The sequence below is a fragment of the Ancylobacter crimeensis genome (assembly GCF_023016805.1).
In the GTDB taxonomy this organism is placed as follows: Bacteria; Pseudomonadota; Alphaproteobacteria; order Rhizobiales; family Xanthobacteraceae; genus Ancylobacter; species Ancylobacter crimeensis.
Genome location: NZ_JALKCH010000001.1, coordinates 272,790 through 291,626, shown reverse-complemented (window position 1 = coordinate 291,626; position 18,837 = coordinate 272,790). Strand labels below are relative to the sequence as shown.

The 18,837-nt window shown below is 68.2% G+C and carries 16 protein-coding genes; all 16 read right to left on the bottom strand.

What is annotated here, in order from left to right; translation table 11 throughout:
- Window positions 1-7: 7 nt before the first annotated feature.
- The 16 genes from MWN34_RS01255 to MWN34_RS01180 all read right to left on the bottom strand — a co-directional run bounded on the left by MWN34_RS01255 (window position 8) and on the right by MWN34_RS01180 (window position 18,826).
- The gene (locus MWN34_RS01255) at window positions 8-721 is read right to left on the bottom strand and encodes an urease accessory protein UreF (RefSeq protein WP_247025811.1); all 714 of its coding nucleotides are present in this window, start codon (window positions 719-721) and stop codon (window positions 8-10) included.
- Window positions 714-1,523 carry an urease accessory protein UreE gene (locus MWN34_RS01250; RefSeq protein ID WP_247025810.1) on the bottom strand — a complete coding sequence of 270 codons (810 nt, stop codon included), beginning with the start codon at window positions 1,521-1,523 and terminating at the stop codon, window positions 714-716. Before MWN34_RS01250 ends, MWN34_RS01255 begins: the two co-directional genes overlap by 8 nt.
- Window positions 1,524-1,637: 114 nt before the next feature.
- Window positions 1,638-3,350, bottom strand: a complete 1,713-nt coding sequence (gene ureC / locus MWN34_RS01245; RefSeq protein WP_247025809.1) for an urease subunit alpha — start codon at window positions 3,348-3,350, stop codon at window positions 1,638-1,640.
- 66 nt (window positions 3,351-3,416) lie between these two features.
- The gene (locus MWN34_RS01240) at window positions 3,417-4,037 is read right to left on the bottom strand and encodes an urease subunit gamma (RefSeq protein ID WP_247025808.1); all 621 of its coding nucleotides are present in this window, start codon (window positions 4,035-4,037) and stop codon (window positions 3,417-3,419) included.
- 98 nt (window positions 4,038-4,135) lie between these two features.
- Complete coding sequence (locus tag MWN34_RS01235; protein ID WP_247025807.1) at window positions 4,136-5,047, bottom strand: urease accessory protein UreD; 912 nt, start codon at window positions 5,045-5,047, stop codon at window positions 4,136-4,138.
- Window positions 5,022-5,717 (bottom strand): urea ABC transporter ATP-binding subunit UrtE, encoded by a 696-nt coding sequence (gene urtE / locus MWN34_RS01230; protein ID WP_247025806.1) that lies wholly within the window; start codon window positions 5,715-5,717, stop codon window positions 5,022-5,024. The genes MWN34_RS01235 and urtE overlap by 26 nt, the downstream gene beginning before the upstream one ends.
- A 21-nt stretch (window positions 5,718-5,738) precedes the next feature.
- The gene (gene urtD / locus MWN34_RS01225; RefSeq protein ID WP_247026130.1) at window positions 5,739-6,533 is read right to left on the bottom strand and encodes an urea ABC transporter ATP-binding protein UrtD; all 795 of its coding nucleotides are present in this window, start codon (window positions 6,531-6,533) and stop codon (window positions 5,739-5,741) included.
- A 26-nt stretch (window positions 6,534-6,559) separates the two neighbouring features.
- Window positions 6,560-7,720: an urea ABC transporter permease subunit UrtC gene (urtC, locus tag MWN34_RS01220; RefSeq protein ID WP_247025805.1), complete on the bottom strand. Its 1,161-nt coding sequence runs from the start codon at window positions 7,718-7,720 to the stop codon at window positions 6,560-6,562.
- On the bottom strand, window positions 7,717-9,324 hold the full coding sequence (gene urtB, locus MWN34_RS01215) for an urea ABC transporter permease subunit UrtB (RefSeq protein WP_247025804.1): 1,608 nt from the start codon (window positions 9,322-9,324) through the stop codon (window positions 7,717-7,719). Before urtB ends, urtC begins: the two co-directional genes overlap by 4 nt.
- A gap of 117 nt (window positions 9,325-9,441) precedes the next feature.
- Window positions 9,442-10,761 (bottom strand): urea ABC transporter substrate-binding protein, encoded by a 1,320-nt coding sequence (gene urtA / locus MWN34_RS01210; protein WP_247025803.1) that lies wholly within the window; start codon window positions 10,759-10,761, stop codon window positions 9,442-9,444.
- Window positions 10,762-10,965: 204 nt separating this feature from the next.
- Entirely contained in the window at window positions 10,966-12,132 is a 1,167-nt protein-coding gene (locus MWN34_RS01205; RefSeq protein ID WP_247025802.1) for an aminotransferase, read from the bottom strand.
- 81 nt (window positions 12,133-12,213) lie between these two features.
- Window positions 12,214-13,347, bottom strand: a complete 1,134-nt coding sequence (locus MWN34_RS01200) for a DUF1513 domain-containing protein (RefSeq protein ID WP_247025801.1) — start codon at window positions 13,345-13,347, stop codon at window positions 12,214-12,216.
- Between the two features lie 73 nt (window positions 13,348-13,420).
- A complete protein-coding gene (locus MWN34_RS01195) occupies window positions 13,421-14,536 on the bottom strand; it encodes an imelysin family protein (protein ID WP_247025800.1) in 1,116 nt (371 codons plus the stop codon).
- A 15-nt stretch (window positions 14,537-14,551) separates the two neighbouring features.
- On the bottom strand, window positions 14,552-15,811 hold the full coding sequence (locus MWN34_RS01190; RefSeq protein ID WP_247025799.1) for a di-heme oxidoredictase family protein: 1,260 nt from the start codon (window positions 15,809-15,811) through the stop codon (window positions 14,552-14,554).
- The gene (locus tag MWN34_RS01185; protein ID WP_247025798.1) at window positions 15,811-17,340 is read right to left on the bottom strand and encodes a multicopper oxidase family protein; all 1,530 of its coding nucleotides are present in this window, start codon (window positions 17,338-17,340) and stop codon (window positions 15,811-15,813) included. Before MWN34_RS01185 ends, MWN34_RS01190 begins: the two co-directional genes overlap by 1 nt.
- A gap of 193 nt (window positions 17,341-17,533) precedes the next feature.
- Complete coding sequence (locus tag MWN34_RS01180; protein ID WP_247025797.1) at window positions 17,534-18,826, bottom strand: imelysin family protein; 1,293 nt, start codon at window positions 18,824-18,826, stop codon at window positions 17,534-17,536.
- Between the last annotated feature and the right edge of the window lie 11 nt (window positions 18,827-18,837).

Here is an 18,837-nt window from a genome sequence, read left to right as displayed (position 1 = left end):
TCTCCGCTCAACTTCTGAACAGTCTCGTGTATTGGGTCTCGTGCCGCATCGCCGCGATGTCCGAACGCAGAGCCGCACCTCCCACCCTCTCGAGCGGATGGCGTATAGCCGCTGCTGCTGCTTCCCGCACGATGGGAGCAAGGGCGGCAAGCACCCTGTTGCCGTCCGTCTGGCCCAGCGGCACCAGCCGCACCGCCGCGGAGATGAGATTGGCCGCCACCGCGGTGAGGAACGCACCGAGCGCCGCCTCCAACGGCAAATCATGCGCCGCAGCCGCCGCTCCCACCGCAACCGGATAGGCGGTCCGCCCATCCCACACCTCGACCAGCCGCTCCAGCCGCTTGCTCGGCCATGCGATGCGGGTGGCGGTCATGAAGGCGTCGCCCTGATTCAGCGTCTCCATCTGCCGCTCGCGGCTCGGCGCGAAGGCGGATGCGAGTTCGGCAACTTCGCGCAGCGCCACATGATCATCCGCAATCAATGCGCGATGGGCATGGGCGAAGAAAACCGCGTCAGTGAAGGGGCCGCCATGGCGCAGCAGGTCATTCACCCAGTCGCGCAGGCTGGTCGCGTTGCGGATATCGCCGGCTTCCACCGCCCATTCGAGGCCGTGCGAATAGGCGAAGGCGCCGACCGGGTAGGCCGGCGACAACCACACGAACAGGGGAATGAGGTCAGGGATGGGCGCCCCCCAGGCCTCTGCCGGCACGGATTCAGCCATGCTTGTGGGCGTGGCCGTGATGGTGGCCATGGTCCTCATGGGCGTGCGCGTCGTGCCCGTGCCCGCCGTGATGGTGCGGCTCGTCCTTGCCGACATGGACGTGGTGGTGCTCGCCATGGGCGTGGTCATGCCCGCAGCCGCAATCCGGGCCATGCTCGTGATGCGCGTGGTCCTCGTGATCGTGGACGTGATGCGCGTGCCCGTGATGGCCATGCTCGTTGTGATCATGCCCGTGCCCGGCGTGCTCGTGTCCGGGGTGGTCGTGCCCATGCGCATGATCGTGATGGTCGTGACCGCAGCCGCAGGCTTCGCCATGCTCATGCGCGTGATGGTCGTGGCCGTGACGATGGCCGTGGCCATGGGCGTCGGCCTGCTCATAGGCCCCGCCTTCCGGCTCGAAGGCCGCCTCCACGATCGCGACCTCAGCGCTGAGTCCCCGCACCATCTCCTCCAGAACGGAATCGCGGGCGATGCGGATGCGGTCGGTGAGAAACTGTGCCGATACATGACGGTTGCCGAGATGCCAGGCCAGCCGCGCCAGATGATGCGCATCGCGCGCCACGATCTCCGCTACCGGCTCGGCGGCGGCGACCACGGCGACGATGCGCCCGTCATCGAGCTGCAGGCCGTCGCCGTCCTTCAGCCGCACCGTTTCCGGAAAATCGAGCAGGAAGGCGACGTCGCCCTCCCCGCGCATGGCGATGCGGCGGCGATGACGCCCGTCATGGGGCAGCACCACGCGATCGGCGGCGGTGGACGGATCCCAGGTGCCGGCGGGCAGCAATGTGCGGGCATGGATCATTGGAACGTCTCTCCTGCGCCGGCAGGCCACCGGCGCGCAACGAATACAGGCTTGCCCGCCATGTGGATACCGGGACGGCACGGGGCAAGGTTGAAGAACTGATCGATGCCTCGCTCAGAACAGGAAATAGCGCTGCGCCATGGGCAGCTCGGTCGCGGGCGCGCAGGTCAGCAACTCGCCGTCGGCCCGCACCTCATAGGTTTCCGGGTCGATTTCGATATTCGGCGTCGCGCCATTGTGGATCATCGAGGCCTTGCCGATGCCGCCGCGCACATTCTCAACCGCCACGAGCTGCTTCTCCAGCCCGAGCCGCGCGCCCACGCCGCGCTCGACCGCGGCATGCGAGACGAAGGTGAGCGAGGTCGCGGTGCGGGCCTTGCCGTAGGCGCCCCACATCTCGCGGTAGTGCACCGGCTGCGGGGTCGGGATCGAGGCATTGGGGTCGCCCATCTGCGCCGCGACGATGGCGCCGCCCTTGATCACCATGTCCGGCTTGGTGCCGAAGAAGGCCGGCGTCCAGATCACGAGGTCGGCCAGCTTGCCCGGCTCCACCGAGCCGATATGCCGCGAAACGCCGTGCGCGATGGCGGGGTTGATGGTGTATTTCGCGATGTAGCGCTTGGCGCGGGCATTGTCGTTGCGCGCGCTGTCACCGGCGAGCAGGCCGCGCTGCAGCTTCATCTTGTGCGCGGTCTGCCAGGTGCGGGTCACCACCTCGCCGAGCCGGCCCATGGCCTGGCTGTCCGAACTCATCATCGAGATCGCGCCGATGTCGTGGAGGATGTCCTCCGCCGCGATGGTCTCCTTGCGGATGCGGCTCTCGGCGAAGGCGAGATCCTCTGCGATGGAGGGATCGAGGTGGTGGCACACCATGAGCATGTCGAGATGCTCGTCCAGGGTGTTCACGGTGAAGGGGCGCGTCGGGTTGGTGGAAGACGGCAGCACGTTGGGCAGGCCAGCCACCTTCATGATGTCCGGCGCATGGCCGCCGCCGGCGCCCTCCGTGTGGAAGGCGTGAATGGTGCGGCCCTTGAAGGCGGCGATGGTGTCCTCGACGAAGCCAGACTCGTTCAGCGTGTCGGTGTGGATCATCACCTGCACGTCGTATTCGTCGGCGACCGACAGGCAGTTGTCGATGGCGGCCGGCGTGGTGCCCCAGTCCTCGTGCAGCTTCAGCGCGCAGGCGCCGGCCTCGATCATCTCAGCCAGTGCGCCGGGCAGCGAGGCATTGCCTTTGCCGGACAAAGCGAGATTGACCGGAAAGGCGTCGAAGGACCGTAGCATCATCTCGATATGCCAGGGGCCCGGCGTGCAGGTGGTGGCGTTGGTGCCCGCCGCAGGGCCCGTACCGCCGCCCAGCATCGTGGTTACGCCGCTCATCAGCGCGTGCTCGATCTGCTGCGGGCAGATGAAGTGGATGTGGCTGTCGAAACCGCCGGCGGTGATGATCTTGCCCTCGCCGGCAATGATCTCTGTGCCGGGTCCGATCACGATGTCGACGCCGGGCTGGATGTCCGGGTTGCCGGCCTTGCCGATGGCGTGGATGCGTCCGTCCCGCAGGCCGATATCGGCCTTCACGATCCCCCAATGGTCGAGGATCAGCGCGTTGGTGATGACCGTGTCCACCGAACCCTCGGCGCGCGTGGTCTGCGCTTGCCCCATGCCGTCGCGGATGGTCTTGCCGCCGCCGAACTTCACTTCCTCGCCATAGACGGTGAGGTCCTTCTCCACCTCGATGACGAGCGCGGTGTCGGCGAGCCGCACCCGGTCGCCCACCGTGGGGCCGAACATCTCAGAATAGGCGGCGCGGGAAATCTTGATGGCCATGGCGCAATCCGATGCGGGATCAAACAGGGCGATACAGGGCGACGGGCGGGCGGCGCGCGGGCGCGCTCACAGCCGGCCCATCACCTCCTGCCGGAAGCCGAACACTTCGCGCTTGCCGGCGAAGGGCACCAGCAGGACGGAACGGGTCTGGCCCGGCTCGAAACGCACGGCCGTCCCGGAAGGTATGGCGAGCCGCATGCCGCGCGCCGCCTCGCGGTCGAAGCGGAGGGCGGGGTTGGTTTCGTAGAAATGGTAATGGCTCCCGACCTGGATCGGCCGGTCCCCGGTATTGGCGACCTCGATCTCCGCGATCTCACGGCCGGCGAGCAGCTCGATCTCGCCATCCTCCACCAGCACCTCGCCCGGCACCACCTCCTGCCCGGCGGCGCGGATCGGTTCATGCACGGTCACCAGCTTGGTACCGTCCGGGAACGTGGCCTCCACCTGGATCTCGTGGATCATCTCGGCAACGCCGGGCATCACCTGGTCGGCCGTGAGCACCTGCGCGCCGAGGCTCATGAGGGCAGCGACCGACTGGCCGTCGCGGGCGCCTTCCACCACGACGTCCGTGATCAGAGCCACGGCTTCGGGATGGTTGAGCTTCACGCCGCGCTCGAGCCGGCGCCGCGCCACGACGGCGGCCATCGCCACCAGAAGCTTGTCCTTTTCGCGCGGGCTGAGATTCATCGAGCTCCTCCGGAAACAGGCGGAAAATGGTCGTTGGAACGAAGGTCGCGGGCTTTGCGCGGCGGTCCGGGCGGTCCGATCATCGCATATCGTTTCGTTCAGGAATGCCAGATGCGGGGCGTCTCGGCGAGCCCCAATCGGCCGATCAGCCGGCGGACCGCCGCTTCCACGGCGCCGCCGTGCCGGCCGATCAGCCGCACGCTCAACATGCCGTCCCATGCGCTGACCCCGGCTTCGAGGTCGCCGCCCGCCTCGGGCTCCGCGGCCAGGGGCGCATCGTCCTGCGCCGCGCCATCCGGCAGACCGAGCGTGATGCGGGCGGGGGCGAGCAGGTCCTCGGCTCCCGGCGCAACCAGCAGCAGCGTCGCGAAGGCCGGCCAACCGCCAGTGACCGCCGGACGCGCCAGCGTGGCGGCGGCGTCCGCGCCGAGATGAAAGCCGTCCGCATAGATGAGCCGCCCGTCCCGGCGAATCCGCCAACTGTCCGACAGGCGCCCGGTCTGGAAGCGCTCCCCGCGCGCGGTGCGGCCGAGGATCACCTGCTCGATCATCAGCAGCCGCGCATCGGCGGCGATGTCGGCCGCGATCCTGCGCTCGACGTGGGCCGCATCGAACAGGATCGTCGGCTGCGGCAGCCAGTCGAGCCGCGCGCCGGCTTCCACCCACAGCGCAACGTCGAGCGCGGAGACGGCGCCGTCCGAGCGGTAGACTTTCTCCGCCGCCTGCGAGGTCACGGTCAGTCGCGTTCCGGTGCGGGCATGGATCTCGTTCGCAATGGTATCGCCGCCGGCGATCCCACCCCCGGTGTTGAGCAACACCGCCTCCAGTGCGCCGGAACGCCGGCCGGAGAGCGGGAAGCGCACGCGGGCATGGCCGGCCTCGCTCACTTGCCCCGGCACGGTGCGTGCCCCGGCCAGACAGGCCTCGAAACGAAGCCGGCTATGGGCCCGCAGTGCCTGCGGAATGCGCGTCGGCGCGGCGTCCTCAGACGGCAATGCGGTTGCGTACATCCGGATCCTCAAGCGCCGCGCCGTCACCCGACATCACCACGGCCCCGCGCTCCATCACGATGAAGCGGTCCGCCAGTTCGCGGGCGAAGTCGAAATATTGCTCGACCAGCACGATGGCCATGTCGCCCTTGCCGCGCAAGTAGCGGATGGCGTTGCCGATATCCTTGATGATCGAGGGCTGGATGCCCTCGGTCGGCTCGTCCAGCACCAGCACCTTGGGCCGCATCACCAGGGCGCGGCCGATGGCGAGTTGCTGCTGCTGGCCGCCGGAGAGGTCGCCGCCGCGTCGCCGCATCATCGAGTCGAGCACCGGGAACAGGGAGAACACGTCGTCAGGGATCGAGCGATCGACCCGCTTCAGCGGTGCGAAGCCGGTCTCCAGATTCTCGGCCACGGTCAACAGCGGGAAGATCTCGCGGCCCTGCGGCACGAAGGCGATGCCGCGGCGCGCCCGCTCGGCCGGCGCCATGGCGGTGATGTCCTCGCCATTGAAGCGGATCGTGCCCTTCGACACCGGATGACGGCCGACGATGGCGCGCATCAGGCTGGTCTTGCCCACCCCGTTGCGCCCCAGCACGCAGGTCACCTTGCCCGGCTCGGCAAGAAGCGAGACCCCGCGCAGCGCCTGCGCAGCGCCGTAGAAGAGGTTGACGTCCTGAACTTCCAGCATGCCGCCGATCGCTTCCTAAAATCACCGCCCCAGATAGACTTCGATGACGCGCTCATTGGCACTGACCTGATCGAGCGTGCCTTCCGCCAGCACCGAGCCTTCATGCAGGCACATCACCCGCACGCCAAGGTCGCGCACGAAGGTCATATCGTGCTCCACCACCACCACCGAATGGCCGTTGGCATTGATGGCGCGCAGCAGTTCGGCGGTCTGGGCGGTTTCGGCGTCGGTCATGCCGGCGACCGGCTCGTCGACCAGGAGCAGCTTGGGATCCTGCGCCAGCAGCATGCCAATCTCCAACCACTGCTTCTGTCCATGAGAGAGCGCGCCGCCGAGGCGGTAGCGGTGGTCGGAGAGCCGGATGGTCTCGAAGATGGCGTCAATCTTGTCGCGCTCCTCGCCCGTCTCCCTGCGGAAGATGTTGGCGAGCGCGCCGCGCTGGCCCTTCAGGGCGAGACGCAGATTGTCGATCACCATGTGGCTCTCGAACACCGTCGGCTTCTGGAACTTGCGGCCGATGCCGAGCGTCGCGATTTCGGTTTCGTCCAGCTTGGTGAGATCGGTCGTGCCGCCATTGAAGAACACCTCGCCGATATCGGGCCGCGTTTTCCCGGTGATCACGTCCATCATCGTGGTCTTGCCGGCGCCGTTCGGGCCGATGATGGCGCGCATCTCGCCGGCATCCACGGTGAAAGACAGCGCGTTGAGAGCGCGAAAGCCGTCGAAGGTCACGCTCACGCCGTTGAGATACAGCAGTGCGTCGGTGAGGGTCTTTTCGGTGATCGCACGCGGCGGGTTGGCGGCCTCGGGCGCCATCAGGATGTCGCTCATCTCGGGCTCCCTCACGCCACGGGCTTCGGCGTCGCGCCCGGCACGTCGGGCTCCGCCTCGGCATGGCGGGAACGCCAGTCGAGGAAGGTGCCGACGATGCCCTTGGGCAGGAACAGCGTCACCGCCACGAACAGCCCGCCCAGCATGAACAGCCAGTAGGGCGCCAGCACGCCGGAGGTGAAGTAGGTCTTGGCGTAGTTCACCAGCACAGCGCCCAGCGCCGCCCCGGCCAGCGTGCCGCGCCCGCCGACCGCGACCCAGACGATGATCTCGATGGAGTTGGCCGGCGAGAACTCGCTCGGATTGATGATGCCAACCTGCGGCACGTAGAGTGCTCCGGCGACGCCGGCGAGGCAGGCCGAGACGACGAAGGCGACCAGTTTGTAGTTCTCCGCCCGGTAGCCGGTGAAGCGCACGCGCGCCTCGGCGTCGCGGATCGCGATGAGCACCTTGCCGAAATGCGAACGCACCAGATAGCGGCACAGCACATAGCCGAACGCCAGCGCCAGCGCGGAGAGAGCGAAAAGCACGGCGCGCGTGCCGTCCGCCTGCACGTTGAAGCCGAGGATGTCCTTGAAGTCGGTCAGGCCGTTATTGCCGCCGAAGCCCATGTCGTTGCGGAAGAAGGCCAGTAGCAGCGCAAAGGTCATCGCCTGGGTGATGATCGACAGATAGACGCCCGTCACCCGCGAACGGAAGGCGAACCAGCCGAACACCAGCGCCAGCGCGCCCGGCGCGACCAGCACCATCAGCGCCGCAAAGGGGAACCAGTCGAAGCCGTACCAGAACCAGGGAAGCTGCTTCCAGTTGAGGAACACCATGAAGTCCGGCAACACCGGGTCGCCATAGACGCCGCGGGTGCCGATCTGGCGCATCAGATACATGCCCATCGCATAGCCGCCGAGCGCGAAGAAGGCGCCCTGGCCAAGCGAGAGGATGCCAACATAGCCCCAGATGAGGTCCACCGACATGGCCAGCAGCGCGTAGCAGAGATATTTGCCGAGCAGCGAGACCAGATAGGTCGGCACATGCAGCGCCGAGCCGGCCGGCGTCAGCAGGTTGAGTGCTGGGATAAGGACGGCGGCGCCAAGCACGATGGCGAGGAAGATCGCCCCTTGCGTGCCCAGCAGGGCCGGCGGGCGGGCGCCCGGCGTGGTGTCGGGATGGCTCATGCTTCGATCGCCCTGCCCTTGAGCGCGAACAGGCCGCGCGGTCGCTTCTGGATGAAGAGGATGACGATGACGAGGAGAGCGATCTTGCCGAGCACCGCGCCGGCATAGGGCTCCAGCAGCTTGTTGGCGACGCCGAGCGACATCGCGCCCACCAGCGTACCCCACAGATTGCCGACCCCGCCGAACACCACGACGAGGAAGCTGTCGATGATGTAGCTCTGGCCGAGATTGGGCGAGACATTGTCGATCTGGCTCAGCGCCACCCCCGCCATGCCGGCGATGCCGGATCCTAGGCCGAAGGTCATCGCATCCACCCAGTTGGTGCGGATGCCCATGGAGGCTGCCATGCGCCGGTTCTGCGTCACCGCGCGCATTTCGAGGCCGATGCGGGTGAGGCGCAGCGTCCCCAGCAATGCAAGGAAAACGAGCCCGGCGAAGACGATGATCCATAACCGGCCATAGGTAATGGAGAGGTGCCCGATTTCGAAGGCGCCGGACATCCAGCTCGGCGCGCCGACCTCGCGGTTGGTGGGGCCGAAGGCGGTGCGGATCGCCTGCTGGAGGATCAGCGAGATGCCCCAGGTGGCGAGCAGGGTTTCCAGCGGCCGGCCATAGAGGAAGCGGATCACCGTGCGCTCGATGACGACGCCGATCAGCCCTGTGACGAGGAAGGCGATCGGGATGGCGATGATGAGCGAGGCGTCGAACAGGCCGGGATCGTAGGTGCGGATCGCCTCCTGCACCATGAAGGTCACATAGGCGCCGAGCATCACCATCTCGCCATGGGCCATGTTGATCACGCCCATCACGCCGAAGGTGATGGCAAGACCGATGGCGGCGAGCAGCAGCACGGAGCCGAGCGAGAGGCCGTACCAGATGTTCTGCGCCACATCCCAGATGGCGAGCGAATGCTGGATGCTGGCGACGGCGCTCGCCGCCGCGGTCTTGACACCGGCCGGCGCATCGGCCGGCACGTTCTGCAGCAAGGCGAGCGCGTCCTGGTTGCCGGCGCCGGCGATGGTGTCGACGGCGGCGATGCGGTCCGCCTCCGGAGAGGCACTGTCGTTCAGGACGATCGCGGCGCGGGCGGAGGCGAGCGCGGCCTTCACCTGCGGGTCGCTCTCCCGGGAAAGCGCGGTTTCCAGAGCCGGACGGGCTGCGGCGTCGCGCGACTTGAACACCGCCTGCGCAGCGGCAAGGCGCTTGGCCGGATCGGGATTCATCAGGGACAGCGCGCCGCTGGCTGCCTCGATGGCGCGGCGCACGCGGTTATTGGCCCGAACCGGCTTCAGCGCCGCTTCGTCGACACCCGTCGCCGGCTGGCCGGTGGCGGCGTCGATCAGGCTGCCGTCGGCCTTCTTCACATAGACCGTCTTCGCATCCGCATTGAACAGAAGCCGCCCGTCCGCGAGCGCCTCGACGATATCGACCGCGAGCGGATTGCCGCTGGTCGCCAGAAGGCCGAGGCCCTCGTCGGTATCGGCGTAGGACTCGGTGGTGAATTTCGCGAGCGCGTCCTCATAGGGCCCGGCCATGGCCGGGCGGGAGACGACGACCGTCAGCACGGCCAGCGCGAAGGCAAGGAAGGCGGCGGCGAGACGCATCGGCCGGTCTCCGGGTGCGTAAGGCTTAAAAGGCGGGCGGGGGAACGCCCCGTCCGCCATCGGGTCATCGGCGAGGCCGGCGGGGCACGCCCGCGCCGGCTCACGCCGCGCGAGGGCTCAGGCGCCGCCGCACTTCTTGGTGACCGTGTTGAAGTTGCCGCACTTCAGCTTGACCCAGTCGGCTTCGAGATCCTTGGAGCCGGGCAGGAAGTCCGACCAGGCGTCGCCGGGGACCAGGCCCTTGCTCTTCCACACCACGTCGAACTGACCGTTGTCCTCGATTTCGCCGATGAAGACGGGCTTGGTGATGTGGTGGTTCGGCAGAACCTCGGCGGTGCCGCCGGTCAGGTTCGGAACCTTGATGCCCGGCAGGGCGTCGATGACCTTGTCGGCATCGGTGCTCTTCACCTTCTCGACCGCGGCGACCCAGGCGTTGAAGCCGATATAGGTGGCTTCCATCGGGTCATTGGTCGTGCGCTTCGGGTTCTTGGTGTATTCGTGCCACTTCTCGATGAACGCCTTGTTCTCGGGCGTGTCGATCGACTGGAAGTAGTTCCAGGCGGCGAGATGGCCGACGAGGGGCTTGGTGTCGATGCCGGCGAGCTCTTCCTCACCCACCGAGAACGCCACGACCGGAATGTCGGTCGCCTTGATGCCCTGGTTGCCGAGCTCCTTGTAGAAAGGAACATTGGCGTCGCCGTTGATGGTGGAGACCACCGCGGTCTTCTTGCCGGCGGAGCCGAACTTCTTGATGTCCGCCACGATCGTCTGCCAGTCGGAATGCCCGAACGGCGTGTAGTTGATCATGATGTCCTCATCCTTGACGCCCTTCGACTTGAGATAGGCTTCAAGGATCTTGTTGGTGGTGCGCGGATAGACGTAGTCGGTGCCGGCCAGCACCCAGCGCTTCACCTCGCCGCCATCCTTCGACATCAGGTAGTCGACGGCCGGGATCGCCTGCTGGTTCGGGGCGGCGCCGGTATAGAACACGTTGCGCTCGCTCTCCTCGCCCTCGTACTGGACGGGATAGAACAGGATCGAGTTCAGCTCCTTGAACACCGGCAGCACGGACTTGCGCGACACCGAGGTCCAGCAGCCGAACACCACCGCGACCTTGTCCTTGGTAATCAGCTCACGCGCCTTTTCGGCGAAGAGCGGCCAGTTGGAAGCGGGATCCACCACCACGGCCTCGATCTTCTTGCCGAGGACGCCGCCCTTCTTGTTCTGCTCGTCCACGAGGAACAGCACGGTGTCCTTCAGCGTGGTCTCGCTGATGGCCATGGTGCCGGAGAGGGAGTGCAGAACGCCAATCTTGATCGTATCCTCGGCCTTCGCCGGGACGGCGGCGCCGATCAGCGCCAGCGCGGCGGCGCCCGCAGCCACGCGCCCGACGAGGCGACCCGCAAAGCGGCCCGGCTCGGAGAACAGTTTGAGCATATTCGTTCCCTTCTGGATTTTTGCACGCAGGACCCCCGTCCGCGCACTGAAGGGATTTTCTGCAACGCCCGTGCCAAGCCCGCGCGCCCGTATCGGCGGTATACAATCGCGACGAAAATCGAAACAAATGCATTCGCAGTCGCTAATGAAGGCATTCGCCTAAAATCTCAGCAGGAATTGTGACGGAAGAGTAACGGCACCGGGTCAAGCCGCCGGCTGCCGGTGCAGGCTGGCGGCGGCGAGCCTGCCGAGGGCCTCGTCCAGCGTCGAATCCTGCTTGGCGAAGCACAGCCGGACCACGCTGGTGACGGGACTTTCCGCATAGAAGGCCGAGACCGGAATGGTTGCGACGCCGTGCCGCTCCACCAGTTCCCGGCAGAAGGCGGCATCCCCTATGGGCGCCCCGAGAGCGGCGAGGTCCATGTTCAGGAAATAGGTGCCGGAACAGGCCAGCGTCGGCAGGCCGAGCCCCGCCAGCCCTTGCGCCAGCCGGTCGCGCGAGCGCTGCAGCCCGGCCCGCATGGCGTCGAACCAGCCGTCCTCCTTGCCCAGACCATAGGCGACCGCGCTTTGAAGCGCCGGCGGCGTGGTGAAGGTGAGGAACTGGTGGGCGCGCGACAGCGCCGCCATGATCTCCGGCGCCGCGCAGACCACGCCGACCTTCCACCCCGTCATGCCGAAGATCTTGCCCGCCGACCCGATCTTCACCGCCCGCTCGCGCATCCCCGGCAGGCTGAGCGCGCTGATGTGGCGGGCGCCGTCGAACACCACATGCTCCCACACCTCGTCGCTGACGAGGATCACGCCCGAGCGGGTGCAGAAGCGCGCCAGCAGCTCCAGCTCCTGCGCATCGAACACCCGGCCGGTCGGGTTGTGCGGGTTGTTGAACAGGACCACACGGGTGCGCGGGGAGAACGCGGCCGCCAGCGCCGCCTCGTCGAGCCGCCAATGCGGCGGGGTGAGGCTGACGAAGCGCGGCACGCCTCCGGCACGCAGCACCAGCGGCAGGTAGGCGTCGTAGAGCGGCTGGAACAGCACCACCTCTTCGCCCGGCGCGATCAGCGCCATCAGCGCACCGGCCAGTGCCTCGGTGGCGCCGGAGGTCACCATCACCTCGCGGGCCGGGTCGAGATCGAGGCCCTGCCAGTGCGCATAGTGGCGTGCCGCCGCCTCGCGCAGTTCAGGCAGGCCCATCATCGGCGGATATTGGTTCCAGCCGTTGAGCACCGCATCGGCGGCCTTTGCCCGCACGTCCTGCGGGCCGGGATCGTCCGGGAAGCCCTGGCCCAGATTCACCGCATCATGCTGGCGGGCGAGGCCGGACATGGTTTCGAAGATGGTGGTGGGCAGGGAGGCGAAGATCGGGTTCATTCACAGTCACGCAGCGGAGTTTCGGGCGTCGAACAGGGTTTCGACGTTTTATCAACCCACATGGCTGAAATGAAAAGCCTTTCAGTTCACCACCAGCGCGGCGTGATTGTCGAAGCGCGGGCCCCCGGCCTTGCGCGCCGCAACGCCGACGCTCATCCCATCGGTCGCGATCAGCACCGTCTCGCCAAGACCGGAGGTGGCGAGAAACTCGCCGGCCTTGCGGGTCGGCGCCAGCCCGCAGCCATCGACCAGCGGCACGGAGCCGAGGAAGCGTCCGTCGCGCCGCCACAACGTCACCCTGTTGCCACGCGGGCTGGCCGCGGCCACGTAGTCGCCCGACAGGTCGAAGGCGACCGAGCCGATATAGGTGCGGAAGCCCCGCCATTCGGCCTCCGGTGCATCGAACGCCGTCAGCTGACCGTCGCGCCCCACCGCATGGACCAGCGGGCGTGCCACCCCGTCGGCCAGCACATCCTGCGCCGCCACCACCAGAAGCCCGTCGGGCGCCACCGCGAGATGGCGAAGCGAGAGCGAGGCGAAGTCGGGATGGAGTTCGGCTACGGCCCGCGTTTCGCCCGTGGCGCGGTCGAGCAAAGCGACGCTCGCCCCCGCCTCCTCCGCCCCCAGCGCCTCCTCGGTGCCCGGCTCCAGCCCGCCATTGGCGACGACGAGCAGGTCGCCATCGGCCAAAAGGTCATGCGGACCGATGCCGGACGAGGCCCATTCGTCGCGTATGGCGAAACCCTCCGCCGCGTCGCGCAGCGTCACCGTGCCGACGCCCGTCACCCGGTCGATCTCCACCGCGAGGAAGCGGCGCGCATCGGCGCTGAAGCGGCCATGGCCGGAGAACACCCGCCCCTCCCCCGGCTCGAACGCCTCGACCACCGTGCCCGAGAGCCGGTCGAACATCACCGCCATGGTGCCGGGCCGCCGCGCCACCGCCACCGCATGGCGGCCGTCCGGGCTCGGTTCCACCCAGTGGAGGCGCTGGCCGGCGAGGCCGACAGGCGTCGATTGCCGCTCGGGCGACAGCACCACGGGTGCGAAACCGCCCTCCACCGCCGCACTCGCCAGCCATTGCGCATCGAGAGGCCCGGCGGGAGCGTCATCGGCGTGATCCAAGGCATGAGCAGCGCCGAACAGCACGCGCGGCGCGCGCACCAGCCCTTCCAGCCGGGAGAACAGGGACGAAGCCTTTGCGTCGAACAGACCCATCGTCACATCCTCTGTGCCAAGCGGCCGGCGATCCGGCCGGGTTAAACGTTCCGTTGCGTATGCGTCCAGAAGCTCAGTCGCCGTCCAGCGCGTTAAAGCCGAGCGGGACGCCGAGGCCGGAGGCGAGCGGTTCGGCGACAGTGGCCTGCGCCGCCTTCAGCGCGGCGATGGCGGCGGTGATCTGCTTGCGGCCCTTCGAATCCTGCGCCGCCGCGCCGATATCGTCCGGCAGATGCTGCACCGCGTCGGTGCCCGCCTTCACCGCCTTGTCGACGACGGCCTGCGACTTGGCGTCGAGCCCTGCCGCCAGCGCGGTCGCGAGCGCTTCGGCGCTGGCTGTCTCGGCGACGATGGTGGCCTTGGAGCGCCCGCTGCGGCGGCGGTCGGAAAGCAGCGGCTTCGCCTCGTCCTGGCTCTTGCCCATTACCACCAGCAGGCGCTGGTCGACGACGCGCTGATAGGCGCCGGCGAGGTCGGTCACCATCTGGCTGAGCAGCGCGTTGGGATCGGGAAAGAAAACCGCGTCCTCCTTGCCGGCCATAAGCTGGCCGAGCAGGCCGGAATTTCGGTCGCCCCAGCCGGCACGGATGCCGGCGGCGATGTCGTCGAGATTGGCGGCGATGGCGCGCCCGACGGCGCAGCGGTGCGCCGCCTCTGGTCCGGAGACGAGCGCGGCCTCCGCGGCGTCGTCATAGAGCAGCCGCTCCAGCGCCGGCAGTCCCTGCACCGCGGCGCTGAGCCGGGGGAAGCGCTCCGTCGACAGCCGGTCGTCATTGGTGTCGGCCAGCAATTCGGCGAGCGCGCGCTGCACCGCGTTGCGCCGCTCCGGGAACAGGTTGAAGCGGTCGGCCCGCAATTGCAGCACGATCTGGCCATAGCTCACGAACTCGACCGCGACCCACGCATCCGAAGCGGTGCCGAACGCCTCCCTCAGGCTGGCGACGCCTTCAGCCGAAGGCTTGGTGCAGAAAGCCTCCCACGCTTCCTTCTGCGCCCTCGCCGCTCTGGCAAGGGCGTCATAGCGCGGCAGCAGCCAGCTCTCGACCACCTCCGGCGCCTTGATCGGCGCGGCCTCGGCGCGTCCGGAGAACACCTGCGTCACGAAGGTCGCGACCACCGCCATGCCCGGCAGGCTTTGGCCGATCTGGCTCGCCATGGCGACCAGAAGCGCGATCAGAGAGCGGAACATGGCATTGATCCCCGTTCAGAGCGACGAGACATAGTTCAACAGGATATGACGGTCGGCGTCGTTCAGCGCATCGAAACGTGCGCGCGCCCCGGCCGCCTCGCCCTGGTGCCAGTGCAGCGCCTCGGCAACGCTCGACGCGCGCCCGTCATGCAGCAGCCCGGTGCCGCGCTCCAGCGCGGCAGAGAGGCCGGCGAGCGGCGCCGTGCGCCATTGCGAAGGCTCCGCTCCCGGCTGCGCGACCGGATCGGCGAGGCCGGGGCCCATGTCGTGCAGCAGCACGTCGGTGAAGAGCCGCGCCCGGCCGCCATCGGTCGTCGCAAGCTCCGGGCGGTGGCACATGGCGCAGCCGGTGGACGCGAACAGCCTCACCCCGCGGGCGGCCTCCCGGCGCCCGGCAGGCGTCACGTCGTCTTCGCGCTCCGGCGGCTTCAGGCTGTGGAGATAGACGAGGATGCCCTGCACGATGGACGGCGCGATTTCCGGCTCGCCTTCCGCGTCATTGCCCTGATAGGCGGCGCGGCAGGCGGTCTGGACCACCGTGCAGTCGCCCCAAGGCTCCAGCCTCATCGGGGTCGACAGGCCGAGATCGAGCGAGAATGCCTCCGAGGCCTGCCCCTCCAGCGTCGAATGGCTGGCCTTCCAGCCGAAGCGGCCGATGGCGGAACGCCCTTCCGGGGTTGCAAGCCGGCGTGCGCGGCCGCGCACGCCTTTGCCGTCTTTCGCCTGCTCCGCCTCGATGGCGAGGATGGTAGCGTCGCTCACCCGTTCCAGCGCCGCCCGCCCGCGCAGATCCGGCGCGGCGCGCAGCGAGATGCCGGTGGCCGGATCGAGCGCGCCATAGCCGGGCTGGGCGATGCTGGCGAGGCGCCGCCCTTCCGGCCCGGTCTCGACATGGATCACGCCCTCGGCCGGCACGCCGGGCAGCGTCATGGTCTCCATGCGATGGCCATAGACCGGATCGCCGGAACCGTCGGCGCGCAGCAGGGTGAGCACGAGGCCCAGCCCTTGCGGCGTTCCGGTCGCGTCGATCGCGGTGGCGCCCGCCCCGGCGCCGGGATGGCAGGCGGCGCAGGAGCGCGCGTCGAACAGCGGTCCCAACCCGTCATTGGCGCGGGTCGAGCTCGGCGCCGGCACCCAGGCGCGACGGAACAGCGCCTTGCCGATGGCCGCCTCCAGCCCGCCATCCTGCGCCGCGGCGACGCCGCCGGCGAGCAGCAGGCAGGCGGCGCCGGCAAGGGCGAGTCGGCGCAGCGGGGCGGTGACCGGTCTGGCCATCACGTGACCCGGAAATAGCCCATCATCCCCGCCTCCATGTGCTCCAGGATGTGGCAGTGGAACACCCAGTCGCCGGGCGCGGCGACGAAGGCGATCTCCACGATCTCGTCCGGCTGCACCAGCACCGTGTCGGCGAAATGATGTGGCAGGCGGCCGGTCGAGGAATTGATGACCTCGAACACATGGCCATGCAGGTGGACGGGGTGCGGATAGCGCGAGCCGTTGTTGATGCTGACCCGGTAGGATCGGCCGGTCGTCATCTCCGCCAGTGGCGGCGGCAGGTTTCGGCGGGTGCCGGTGGGCCAGGACTGCTGGCCGATCGCCCAGTAAGTGGTCGAGCCTACGCACAGGCTGTCGATCAGCGCCTTGGCGAGCGGATCGTCCGGCGGCAGAGCGGTTTCCTTCACCGCCGCATCCGTCGCCTGCTGGAGCAGGAAGGAGAGCCGCGTCGCCCGCTTGAGATCGGCGCGCGGCACCTGCGGGCGCGGCAGGGCGAACGGACGGAACGGGCGCGGCGCATGGGCGGCGGGCGTCGCGGCAGGTGTCGTGGCAGATGTCGCGGTGAGAGTCGCGAAGGTGTAGAGGCTGGACTGGCGATAGTCGGCAAGGCGCACCGTGCCGCCCGCGGCGGGCATGCGGATGTGCAGGTCGATGCGCTGCGCCGGCCCCATCCGCCACACCCCGTCCGGCAGGTTGTCGAGCAGGATCGGCGGCAGGGCGTGGCCGTCCACCGCGATGAGCGCGGCATCGCCATGGTCGACGCCGATATCCATCACCCGCGTCGAATCGAGATTGAGGATGCGCAGCCGCACGTCACCATGGGCCGGCGCCTCCAGCTCCACGACGGGCTGGCCGTTCACCGTGCGCGTTGCGCCATAGGTGCCCGCCTTGGAGGCGCCGGCCGGCTCCGACATGGCGAGGAAGCTGCCGTCGTCAGCCAGTCGCCAGTCCTTGAGGCACAGCACGTGCTCGGCATCGAAAGCCGGGTCGCGTTCATCCTCGACCAGCAACACGCCGGCAAGGCCCTTTCCGGTCTGGCCGGTTTCGTCGCAGTGGGGATGGAAGAAGAAGGTGCCGGGATCGTCCAGCGGCACCAGATAACGGAACGTACCGCCCGGCTGCACCAGGGGCTGGGTCAGCGTCGGAATACCGTCGAACGCGTTCTGGATGCGGATGCCGTGCCAGTGAACCGTGGTGCCTTCGTCGATCCCGTTGCGATAGGTGATGTCCAGCACCTCGCCCCGCCTGGCGCGGATCGTCTTGAAGGGGGTGCCGTCATAGACGCTGATCCGCGAAGCCGGCTTGTCGGGGCCGAGCAGGCGGAAATCCATGAAGCCCGAGGACAGGTCAAGCGCGCGGGTGGCCTTCGGCAGGGGTGTCGCCGCCGCGCTGCCCAGGCGGCCCGGCAGCAGGCCCCCGGCGAGGACGAACGCGCCCCCCGCCAGCACCGAGCGACGGCTGGGGCGGGAGGTGGTTGCCGTCGACGGGGGGATGCGCGCGGAGTTGCGATCGTCACGCGATGCGCTCATCGCGCCTCTCCTAAGAACGTCGGCACGGTCCAGCGCCATGCCGGGCCCTGTGCCGGGCGGCGGCGCGCGGTTGCCGCGCACCGCCATGTCTATAACCGCCATCCCGCCGCGAGGCCGGGCGACGGCGCGCGGTCGCCGCGCTCCGCCATGCCGAAAACCGCCGCCCCCGCCGCGAGGCCGGGGCGGCCGGCCGTCACTTCTTCACCTTGTCGGGGTGGTCAAGGCTGTCCGAACCTTCGACCTTGATCTTCAGCTTCAGCGCGCCGACGACGCCCTCGAAGCCATGCGCCTGGGCGACCAGCGCATCGACGCCGCTCTGGATGAGCTGATTGCCCTCGGTGTTGCCCTCGGAAATCATCTTGTCATAGAGCATCTTGCCGCTGTCGGCTTCGTCCTTGATCGCCTTGATCGCGGCGAGCGCGGCATCCACCTTGGCATCGGCCTCCTCGGCCTGCTTCGGCGCCAGCGCCTTGGCATAGGCGGCGATGGACGGGCCCTCGACGACGGTGCCGTCGATGCGGGTGAACTTGCCGCGATAGATCTCGCTGATGCCCAGCTCGTCATAGTAATGCGAGTTGTGGGTGTTGTCGGAGAAGCAGTCGTGCTGCTCCTCGGGGTCGTGCAGCATCAGGCCGAGCTTCATGCGCTCGCCGGCGAGCTCGCCATAAGAAAGCGAGCCGAGGCCGGTAAGGATGACCGAAAGGCCTTCCTTGTCCTTCTTCGCCAGCAGCGCCTTGCGAGCCTTGCCCTTCTCGCCCCAATAGCCGGCCATGTCCTCGAGGTCCGACACCAGCAGGTCGGTGGCGGCCTTGAGATAGGCGGCGCGGCGGTCGCAATTGGCGTTGGTGCAGTTCTTCAGGTCATAGTCGGTCACGGGGCGCGTGCCCGGTCCGGTGGCGCCGCTGCGCTGCCCCTGCCCCCAGAGCAGGAACTCGATGGCATGATAGCCGGTGGCAACGTTGGACTCGACGCCGCCGGCCTCCTGCAGGCTTTCCAGCAGCTTGGCGTCGATTTTGGTGGCGTCGATCGTTTTCTTGCCGACGCGGATCTTGGTGTTGGCGATCACATTGGCGGTGTAGAGCGGGTTCTCGTCCGAGGTCTCGCCATAGGTTGCGCGGTCGACATAGTCGATCAACCCCTCGTCGAGCGGCCAGGCGTTGACCTTGCCTTCCCACGCATCGACGATCTTGTTGCCAAAGCGGAAGCCTTCGCTCTGCTGGTAGGCCACGCGCGCCGCCTTCCAAGCAGCCTTGGCCTTTTCCATGTTCTCGGTGGTGGGATCGGCGAGGAACGCGTTCACCGCGACCTGCAGGGTCTTGGCGGTGGTGACGCTGTCCTCATACATCGCCTGGGCGATGTTGGCGTAGTTCACGAGGATGTCGCGCGGCTTGGGCGCGGTATCGGCGGCGGCGGGGCCGGCCACGACGAGGGCGCCGATGGCGCAGGCCGCCAGCAGCGGCGCCGAGAAAATGGAACGGGCTCGCATCAGGATCACCT